This is a genomic window from Corallococcus praedator (genome assembly GCF_003612125.1).
Classification (GTDB): domain Bacteria; phylum Myxococcota; class Myxococcia; order Myxococcales; family Myxococcaceae; genus Corallococcus; species Corallococcus praedator.
In genome coordinates, this window is sequence record NZ_RAWI01000498.1 from 1 (window position 1) to 5,922 (window position 5,922).

7 protein-coding genes are annotated in these 5,922 nt (G+C 70.9%); 4 read left to right on the forward strand and 3 right to left on the reverse strand.

Annotated elements, in window-relative coordinates; all coding sequences use genetic code 11:
* The coding region (locus tag D7Y13_RS37145; RefSeq protein WP_439329238.1) for a hypothetical protein at positions 1-215 on the forward strand (215 nt) is incomplete at its 5' end.
* On the opposite strand, the gene D7Y13_RS37150 is transcribed toward D7Y13_RS37145, so the two are convergent.
* Positions 212-1,300 carry an ADP-ribosylglycohydrolase family protein gene (locus D7Y13_RS37150; RefSeq protein ID WP_120535639.1) on the reverse strand — a complete coding sequence of 363 codons (1,089 nt, stop codon included), beginning with the start codon at positions 1,298-1,300 and terminating at the stop codon, positions 212-214. The two genes, D7Y13_RS37145 and D7Y13_RS37150, sit on opposite strands and share 4 nt — an antisense overlap.
* Positions 1,301-1,379: 79 nt before the next feature.
* Here D7Y13_RS37150 and eno point away from each other — a divergent pair, with 79 nt between their 5' ends.
* Genes eno through D7Y13_RS37165 form a run of 3 tightly spaced genes read left to right on the forward strand, consistent with a single transcriptional unit; the run spans position 1,380 to position 4,392 of the window.
* Positions 1,380-2,678, forward strand: a complete 1,299-nt coding sequence (eno, locus tag D7Y13_RS37155; RefSeq protein WP_120582674.1) for a phosphopyruvate hydratase — start codon at positions 1,380-1,382, stop codon at positions 2,676-2,678.
* Between the two features lie 2 nt (positions 2,679-2,680).
* The gene (surE, locus tag D7Y13_RS37160; protein ID WP_120535641.1) at positions 2,681-3,469 is read left to right on the forward strand and encodes a 5'/3'-nucleotidase SurE; all 789 of its coding nucleotides are present in this window, start codon (positions 2,681-2,683) and stop codon (positions 3,467-3,469) included.
* A 44-nt stretch (positions 3,470-3,513) separates the two neighbouring features.
* Positions 3,514-4,392, forward strand: a complete 879-nt coding sequence (locus tag D7Y13_RS37165; RefSeq protein ID WP_120535642.1) for a peptidoglycan DD-metalloendopeptidase family protein — start codon at positions 3,514-3,516, stop codon at positions 4,390-4,392.
* Here D7Y13_RS37165 and D7Y13_RS37170 read toward each other — a convergent pair.
* Positions 4,389-5,390 carry a 2-dehydropantoate 2-reductase gene (locus D7Y13_RS37170; protein ID WP_120535643.1) on the reverse strand — a complete coding sequence of 334 codons (1,002 nt, stop codon included), beginning with the start codon at positions 5,388-5,390 and terminating at the stop codon, positions 4,389-4,391. The genes D7Y13_RS37165 and D7Y13_RS37170 overlap by 4 nt on opposite strands.
* A partial coding sequence (locus tag D7Y13_RS37175; RefSeq protein ID WP_147452589.1) for an AMP-binding enzyme occupies positions 5,387-5,922 on the reverse strand: 536 nt, incomplete at its 5' end. The genes D7Y13_RS37170 and D7Y13_RS37175, both read right to left, overlap by 4 nt.

Below are 5,922 nucleotides of genomic sequence, written 5' to 3' on the forward strand. Positions count from 1 at the left end.
AGCGCTCAGAACTCAACTGCATGGATCATCTGTGGCGCCCCCTGAAGCAACGCGTTTCCGCCAACCGTCAGTACCCCACGGTCGAGCAGCACGTCGGCGCCGCCATCCGCTGGGTGCTGGGCCTTTCGGCCCAGGACGCCCTCCGCAAGGCGGGCTGCCTCGCCGAGGGCTTCTGGCTACGCGATTTGTTAGAGAACTTCTGGCGACCTACTTAGCCCGGGGCCAGCAGCAGCAGGTGCCGGGGGTGGTAGACTTCCCACATCACCGTCCCCTTCTGGTACGGGTTGTAGGGCTGGCACGCCAGGAGGACCTTCTGGCGCCATTCCTCGGGCAGCGCGCCCTCGCCGTGGAAGGCGCCCAGCAGCGCTCCGGTGACGGCGGCGTGGACCTCCGTGTCGCCGCCCCGGTGGATGACGTCCAGGAGCGCCGCCTGCGCGGTGGGCACGTGGATGAGCTCCCAGAAGGCCAGCCGGAAGGCGGCCCGGACCGCGTTGTTGCCGGGGCGGTGCAGGTGCAGCTCCGGGCCGTAGAGCTGCGGGTCCTTCTGGGCCGCCAGGGCCAGGTCCTCGCGCAGGAGCATGGAGGCGCGGGCCACCTCCTGGACGAAGTCCGGCTCCTGCCGCGCCAGGGCGGCGCCGGCCAGGGAGATGCCGGTCTCCGCGGCGGGCAGCAGGTCCTCGGGCTTGAGGTTGGGGCCGCCCGTCATCGCCTTGGCGATGGCGGCGCACAGCCCCGCGCTGGCGAGCTGGCTGCGCGGGTCGAAGTGGGTGAGGGCGGTGTCCTCCATGGCCGCCTGCGCCAGGGCGAAGGGGTCCTTTGACAGCAGGACGCCCAGGGGCACCACGCGGGCCAGGGCGCCGGCGTTGGCCACGCGGCGGAAGTTCTTCTGCCAGACGCGCTTGCCGGCGCCCCGGACGGCGTTCGCCAGGCCCGTGTCGCACTCCTCCAGGACCTCCTTCATGGGGTCGCTGACCGCGAAGGCGTGTGCCTGCCAGGCCCGGTAGCGGCGCAGCGCGTCCGCCGCGTCATAGCGCTTCATGTCGCGCAGGCTGAGCGCCAGCGCCACGGCGAGCTGGGTGGGTTCGCTCACCTGGCCCTTCTTCAGCTCATGGGGGCCGCCGCCGTGCAGGTCCTGGTAGGGGCCCACGGCGAGCTCCGGGAAGGCCGGCGCGTAGAACGGCCGACCCGCCGTGGGGATGGCCAGGGCGTTGCCCACGGCCAGGCCCATGAGGGCGCCCCGGGCACGCTGGCCGGGAAGGGGGTCCGGGCCCGTGGCGCGGCGCTTGGGAGGAGGAGGCATTCGGCGGTTGGACACTGTAGCAGTCCGGAGTGCGAGCGCGCTTGCCCGTTCCCGCCGTGCCTCGTAGAACCGGCGCCCTATGACCGAGATCGCTCAAATCCTGGCGCGTGAAGTGCTCGATTCCCGTGGCAACCCGACCGTGGAGGCCGAAGTCCTCCTGGTGGGCGGCTCTCGTGGCCGTGCGACGGTGCCCTCCGGCGCCTCCACCGGCGAGCACGAAGCGCACGAGCTGCGGGACGGGGACAAGCAGCGCTACCTGGGCAAGGGCGTGCTGAAGGCCGTGGACCACGTGCGCGACACGATTGGCCCCGCGCTCGTGGGCATGGACGCCGTGGACCAGGTGTCCCTGGACGCGCGGATGATTGAGCTGGACGGCACGCCCACCAAGGCGAAGCTGGGTGCCAACGCCATCCTCGCCGTCTCCATGGCCGCCGCGCGCGCCGCGGCGGACGCGCACGGCCTGCCCCTGTACCGCTACGTGGGCGGCCTCCAGGCGCGCACGCTGCCCGTGCCGCTGATGAACATCCTCAACGGCGGCGCGCACGCGGACACCCGCGTGGACGTGCAGGAGTTCATGGTGGTGCCCGCCGGCGCGAAGTCCTTCGCGGAGGGCCTGCGCTGGGGCGCGGAGGTGTTCCACGCGCTCAAGAAGATCCTCAAGGGCCGCAAGCTCGCCACGGGCGTGGGCGACGAGGGCGGCTACGCCCCGGACCTGCCGGCCAACGAGGAGGCGCTCAAGCTCATCATGGAGGCCATCGACGCGGCGGGCTTCAAGGCGGGCGAGCAGCTGTTCCTGGCGCTGGACGTGGCCGCCAGCGAGTTCTTCGACAAGGGCTCCAAGAAGTACAAGCTCAAGGGCGAGGGCAAGGAGTACGACTCGCAGGGCCTGCTGGAGTACTACCGGGGCCTCGCGCAGAAGTACCCCATCATCTCCATCGAGGACGGGATGGCGGAGGATGACTGGGAGGGCTGGAAGAAGCTCACCGACGCGCTGGGCAACCAGGTGCAGCTGGTGGGCGACGACCTCTTCGTGACCAACGTGGAGCGCCTGGGTCGCGGCATCCAGACGGGCACGGCGAACTCCATCCTGGTGAAGGTGAACCAGATTGGCACGCTGACGGAGACGTTCGACGCCGTGCGCATGGCGCACAAGGCGGGCATGACGTCCATCATGAGCCACCGCTCCGGCGAGTCCGAGGACACCACCATCGCGGACCTCGCGGTGGGCCTGGACTGCGGGCAGATCAAGACGGGCTCCGCGTCGCGCTCCGACCGCGTGGCCAAGTACAACCAGCTGCTGCGCATCGAGGAAGAGCTGGGGGCCGGCGCGCGTTACGCGGGCATGTCCGCCTTCCGCTCCTTCGCGAAGAAGAAGTGACCGTGAGCTCCTCCCGCCCCCGCATCCTCGTCTCCAACGACGACGGCTACTTCTCCGAAGGCATCCAGACGCTCGTGGAGGCGGTGAGCCCCCTGGGCGAGGTGTGGGTGGTGGCGCCCGACCGGGAGCAGAGCGCTGCCTCCCACTCCATCAGCCTGCACCGGCCGCTGCGCATCAAGGAGGTGCGCGAGCGGTGGTTCTCCGTGGACGGCACCCCCACGGATTGCTCGTATCTGGCGATGAACCACTTGCTGAAGGACAATCGTCCCCAGCTCATGGTCTCCGGCATCAATCACGGCGCGAACCTCGCGGACGACGTCATGTACTCCGGTACGGTGGCGGCGGCCATGGAGGCGGCGTTCCTGGGCGTGCCCGCCATCGCGTTCAGCCTGGTGACGCGCGGTCCGTTCGACTTCAAGCCGGCGGGCCGCTTCGCGCGCTCGCTGGTGGAGGAGGCGCTGTCGCGGCCCCTGCCGCCCCGGATGCTCCTCAACGTGAACATCCCCGGGGGCGTGGAGCCGGACGGCTACGTCATCACCACGCAGGGCCGGCACTCCTACGGCAACAACGTCGTGGAGAAGGAAGACCCGCGCGGCCGCAAGTACTACTGGATTGGTGGCACCGAGTACGCCCACCAGGACATTCCGGGCAGTGACTGCAACGCCGTGCTGGACGAGAAGCGCGTGTCGGTGACGCCGCTGCACTTCGAGATGACCGACCACGGTCGCATCCCCGAGCTGTCGGGTTGGAGCCTCAAGGGCTTCACCCGGCACGAGTCGGGCGGTGCCTGAGGTTGGAGACACGCGGCTCCAGCCGAGCGGGAAGGGCGCTCTGGGTGTTGCTCGCGGCCGTGCTGTTGGGCGGCTGCGTGGGCACCCGGGCGGCGTCCTCCCCGGGCCTGGAGACCGCGGGGGCCCTGCCCGAGTCTCCCGGTAGCGGCAAGCCGCTGGCGTTCGCGCTGCGGCCTTCTCACGAAGAGCCGGAGCTGGTGTCGGTGCGCCACCGCGTGGCCGCGGGCGAGACGATGTACCGCATCGCCAAGACGTACGGCATCACGGTGGAAGAGCTGTCGCTGGCCAACGGCATCAAGGACCCGAAGGAATTGTCGGTGGGTCGGGAGCTGCTGATTCCGGGCAGCGAGCGGCCACAGTACGGGGACCCCGGGCCGCTGTCCGACGAGGAGCCGGAGCTGGTGCTGACGAAGCCGGGGCAGGCGCCGGTGTCCACGCCGCGCCGCTCGGGACCGGTGGTGACGCGCAAGGAGGATCCGCCCCGCGCGCGCGTGGTGTCGGGGCGGCCGGGCGCGCCGTCGCGTCCGAAGCTGGCCACGCAGGGGCTGCTCGACTGGCCGTTGCGCGGCGTGCTGTATGGCCGCTTCGGCAAGAAGGGCCGCGAACCGCATGACGGCATCGACCTGGCGGCGCCCGCGGGGACGCCCATCAAGACGGCGCAGGCGGGCACGGTCCTCTACGCGGGCGAGCAGAAGGGCTACGGCCTCATCGTCATCGTGGAGCACTCGTCCACGTTGATCACCCTGTACGCGCACAACCGGGACCTGCGCGTGCGCACGGGACAGAAGGTGCGCCGCGAGCAGGTCATCGCCACGGTGGGCGAGTCCGGCCGCACGTCCGGCCCGCACGTGCACTTCGAGGTGCGCGTGGACGGCAAGCCGGTGGATCCGCTCGAGTACCTGGGCGTGATGCCGCCCGCTTAAGTCGCTTCCGGCGTCGCGCGGGCCGGGTAGCCGCCGGACTGGCGCGCCCGCTCGCGCACCAGGGCCAGGGTGCTTTCGCACAGGGGCATGGGCCTGCCGACGAGCTGGCCCAGCTCCACGACGGCGCCCAGCAGGGCGTCGATCTCCATCGGGCGGCCGCGCTCCAGGTCCTGGAGCATGGAGGTCTTGTGCGCGCCGACCTGGGAGGCGCCCTGGATGCGCTGATCCACGTCGATGAGGAAGCGGGTGCCCAGGGCCTCGGCCACGGCCTGGGCCTCCACCATCATCGCGCGGGCCACGGCGCGCAGGTCCGGCTGCCGGGCGAGGACGTCGAGCGTGGCGCCGGTGAGCACGGACAGCGGGTTGAAGGCGAGGTTGCCCCAGAGCTTCACCCAGATTTCATCGCGGATGCGCGGGCGCACCGGGGACTTCAGGCCCGCCTTCATCATGAGCTGCGAGAGGGCCTGGATGCGCGGGCTCTTGCTGCCGTCCGGTTCGCCCAACGTGACGCGATCGTTGTACGTGTGGACGATGACGCCGGGCGAGACGACCTCCGCGGCCGGGTACACCACCGTGGCGATGACGCGCTCCGGGGGCAGGGTGCGCAAGAGCACGCCGCCTGGATCCACGCTCTCCACGTGGCGGCCCGCGTAGGGACCCTCGAGCCCGTGGAAGTACCAGTAGGGCACGCCGTTGATGCCGGTGACGAGCGCCGTCTCCGGGCCCAGCAGCCGGGCGATTTGCGGTGCGGCGGCGGGCAGCGCGTGGGCCTTCAACGTGAGGAACACGTAGTCCTGCGGTCCCGCGTCGTCGGGGGAGTCGGTGCAGTGCGGTCGCACGGTGACCGTCTCGCCGCCGCTCGTGAGGGTGACGCCGTTCGTGCGCATCGCGTCCAGATGGGCCCCCCGCGCGATGAAGGTGACGTCCGCGCCGGCCTGGAGCAGCTTGACGCCAAGGAAGCCGCCGATGGCGCCCGCGCCGAAGATGGCGATCCTCATGACGTGAGCCCCAGCCGCTCCGCCAGCCCGATGCGCTGCACCTTGCCGGTGGGACCCTTGGGCAGCTCCGTGAGGAGCACGATGCGGCGGGGCACCTTGAAGTCGGCCACGCGCGCGGAGACGAAGTCGCGCAGCTCGCGCTCGGTGGCGTGCTGGCCCTCGCGCAGCACGACGGCGGCGGCCACGTCCTCACCGAGCTTCGGATGGGGCAGGGCGAACGTGACGGCCTGCTGCACGGCGGGATGATCCAACAGCACGGTGTCCACCTCCAGCGGGCTCACCTTCTCCCCGCCGCGATTGATCAATTCCTTGAGCCGGCCGGTGAGCCGCAGGTAGCCCTCCGCGTCGAGCGTGCCCTGGTCCCCCGTGCGAAACCATCCGTGCGTGAAGGCGCGCGCATTGGCTTCGGGGTTGTTCACGTAGCCCGCCATGACGTTGGGGCCCCGGATGACGACTTCACCAAGGCCCCCAGGAGGCAACAGCGCGCCTGTGTCGTCCATGATGGCGACCTCGGGGCCTGCGGCCCGTCCCG